The 3,102-nt window shown below is 70.5% G+C and carries 3 protein-coding genes; 1 reads left to right on the forward strand and 2 read right to left on the reverse strand.

The genetic code is table 11. The features are described from left to right. On the forward strand, positions 1-449 hold a 449-nt coding region (locus ACLEQD_RS40195; RefSeq protein WP_410391235.1), incomplete at its 5' end, for a hypothetical protein. Between the two features lie 42 nt (positions 450-491). On the opposite strand, the gene ACLEQD_RS40200 is transcribed toward ACLEQD_RS40195, so the two are convergent. Both ACLEQD_RS40200 and ACLEQD_RS40205 read right to left on the reverse strand, forming a co-directional pair. Further along, a complete protein-coding gene (locus ACLEQD_RS40200; protein WP_410391237.1) occupies positions 492-1,091 on the reverse strand; it encodes an expansin EXLX1 family cellulose-binding protein in 600 nt (199 codons plus the stop codon). A 347-nt stretch (positions 1,092-1,438) separates the two neighbouring features. Further along, complete coding sequence (locus ACLEQD_RS40205; RefSeq protein ID WP_410391238.1) at positions 1,439-2,872, reverse strand: vWA domain-containing protein; 1,434 nt, start codon at positions 2,870-2,872, stop codon at positions 1,439-1,441. Positions 2,873-3,102: the final 230 nt, after the last annotated feature.

The raw sequence follows: 3,102 nt of genomic DNA on the forward strand, positions 1-3,102 counted from the left end.
TCCCTCCGGCCGCGCCCCAGGTGGCCCAGGCTCCGGCCACGGACCTGGCCCCGTACCTCAAGCACATGGCGCAGCTGCTCAAGGCCCTCACGGAGCGCGTGGCCGCGCAGGCGGAGGCGCCCACGCTGCGCAACGCGCCCATGCCCCAGGCGCCCGCGCCGGACTTCGGCCCGTACATGGCGCAGCTCTCCAAGGCCATCACGGCGCTGGCGGACCGGCCGGTGTCTGTGTCCCTGCCCACCCCCGCGGAGTCACTCCAGCGCGCCGCGAACGGCCCGTCCCCGGCGGAGCTGAGCCGGCAGATCGAGCTGGTGGAGGGTGCGCTGCTGCCGCTGGAGCGCGCCGCCCGCCGCAACGTGCAGGGCGAGGGCGAGGGCATCAAGGCGCTCCAGGTCTGGCAGGGGGTCACCGAGGCCCTGGAGCTCCTGCGCGGCATGCTGCGGCGTTAGGCGTCCTGGACGAACGGCGTGAGAGGGATTGCGCAATCCCTCTCACTTCTGGGGCGCGAACTGCTCCGCCCCGTCCACGGAGTCGTCGTCCAGCACCTTCTCCACGGAGTCCACGAGCTGCTGGCCGTCGCTGGCGGTGACGCGCAGCTGGAAGCGGCCCTCGCCGATGCCTTCGAAGACGAAGTAGTTGTAGCTCTGGCGCTCCAGGGCCTTCCAGTCGCCGTCGCGCCGCCACTCCAGCTTCTTGATGGGCAACCGGTGGTTGCGCACCTGGATGGCCGTCCACCAGGGATTGCTGCCGTCCTTGAAGTGGTACTCCACCGGGCCGGCCACGTCGCAGGACACCGGCGTCCAGGTGATGTCCACCCGGCCGTCCTTGGCCTCCGCCACCTTGTCGAAGGCCTCGCGCGACAGATCCAGGTGGCCCTTGTCGCAGTCGGGGCACTGGTCGACGATGCGCACGCGCACGGTGCCCTTGGGACCGACGATGTCCACGCACTCGCCGCAGACGGCGCTGTTGTCGTACTGCGCCTGGTTCATCGCGGCCACCATCTGATCGCCGCCGGGCTCGAAGGAGCAGTTGCCGCCCCCGTTGGCGTCGTAGAAGGTCGCAATCCCTTTCTGCTCCGAACCCAGGCTCACGCCACCACCGGAGGCGGAGTCTCCGCATGCCCCACAGGCAAGCGCGGCCAGGGCCAAAACCAGCGAGGACTTCCACGAAGCGGGTCGGTTCATACCGCGCACTATACACGCGCCGCTCCGCGCCAAGGGCAGACAGGCCTCCCCGTCCTGGTTCAGTCAGACGCGCTTGTTGGCGTCCGGGCCTTTCCCCTCCCCGAAATCGGAAGGGAATTCTCCGCCACGCTCCCCCGTCATCACCGTCAGCTGACGCACCCGCCGAAAAAGCCCTGCCCGCCACCGGCGAATTCCGGTGGCGGGCAGGGCCCCCCTTGCTGCGCTTCTCCCCGGTGCTTAGTGCCGCGGACTGCCTAGCGGCCGCGGGCGGACGCGGTCGTCAGCGCGCGCGCCTGGCCGATGAGGCGGACGAACTCGGTGCGGTCGGAGTCACCGGCCACGGCGCCCTCCGCCAGCTTCTGCGTGGTGGCCAGGCTCCAGCCCTCCGCGGCGGGCGCGGCGCGGAGGATGTCCGCGGTGGCGGCCACCGCGACGGCGAAGCGGAAGTCGGTGGAGGCGGCCTCCATGGACGGCTTCAGGTTCGCGCGGGTGAGCGGGAAGGCCTGCTCCTTCGCCTCCGTGCCGTTGGGCGCCTTGGCGCGGATGCGCACCGTGGCCAGCTCCTTCGGCGCGTCGCCCGTGAGCTCCACCTCGTACAGCGCCGTCACGGTGTGGCCCGCGCCAATCTCACCCGCGTCCACCTTGTCGTCGCGGAAGTCCTTGTCCGCGATGTCGCGGTTCTCGTAGCCCATCAGGCGGTAGCGGCTGACGGCCTTCGGGTTGAACTCCACCTGGAACTTCACGTCCTTCGCGATGACCTCCAGCGTGCCGGTGAGCTGCGTCTCGAAGACCTTGCGCGCCTCCTTCATGCTGTCCACGTAGAAGCTGTTGCCGTTGCCCTTGTCCGCCAGCTGCTCCATCAGCGAGTCGTGGTAGTTGCCCATGCCGAAGCCCACGGTGGTGAGGGTGACACCCTCGGACACGTACTTCTGCACGCTGGCCAGCATGGCCTTGGGGCTCAGGTTGGGGCCGATGTTGGCGTCACCGTCGGTGAGCACCACCACGCGGGACACCACGCCGCCCGCGGCCTTCTTCACCGCGTGCTTGTAGGCCGTCTCCATGCCGGAGCCCATGGCCGTGCCGCCGCCCGCGACCAGCGTGTCCAGCGCCGCGTGGATCTTCTTCACGTCCGTGGCGGGCGTGGGGGGCAGCACGTCCCGCGTGGAGCCCGCGTAGGTGACGAGCGCCACGGTGTCGTTCTCGTTGAGGTTCTTCACCGCGACCTTGATGGACTCGATGGCCAGCGGCAGCTTGTCCGACGACGCCATGGAGCCGCTGGTGTCCACCAGGAACACCAGGTGCGCGGGCTTGCGCTGCGAGCGGGAGACGACCTTGCCCTGCACGCCCACGCGCACGAACTGGCGGCGCGAGTTGAAGGGCGACGGCGCGCCCTCCAGGTGCACCGTGAAGGCGCCGTCCTCCGGCGGGGTGTAGCGGTACTTGAAGTAGTTGACGAACTCCTCCACGCGCACCGCCTGGGTGGGCGGCAGCTGGCCCTGCAGCAGGTAGCGCCGCGCCATGGAGTAGGAGGCCGTGTCCACGTCCGCCGCGAAGGTGGACAGGTTGTCCTTCGCCGTCTCCGTGAAGGCGTTGGCCTTGTAGGCCTCGAAGGTGTTGCCGCCCTCGGCGGCGCCCTTGTCGTCGCCCAGCTCCAGCTTGGACTTCTCCTTCGGCTGCTGGACCGGCATCGGGGCGGCTTCGCCCATGGCAAGCGCCCCCGAGGCCGCGCCCAAGGCGGCCATGGACTTCTTCCCGGGCGCCGCGCGGCGCAGCTCCGGCTCCGGCGCCATGCGCGCGGTAGGGGCCGGGGCAGAGGCCTCGGAATCGGCGCTCTCGAGTTCCTCGGCGGGCGCCTGCGCGACGGCGACGTCACGGGGCTTCTTGGCGGACGCGCGGGTCGCGGCCGTGGAGGGCGGCG

The sequence above is a fragment of the Corallococcus sp. 4LFB genome, assembly GCF_046520365.1.
In the GTDB taxonomy this organism is placed as follows: domain Bacteria; phylum Myxococcota; class Myxococcia; order Myxococcales; family Myxococcaceae; genus Corallococcus; species Corallococcus caeni.

Excerpts from the sequence above, each read along its gene's own strand:
- ACLEQD_RS40205 (WP_410391238.1), bottom strand. The coding sequence starts at position 2,872 with ATGCCGGTCCAGCAGCCGAAGGAGAAGTCCAAGCTGGAGCTGGGCGAC.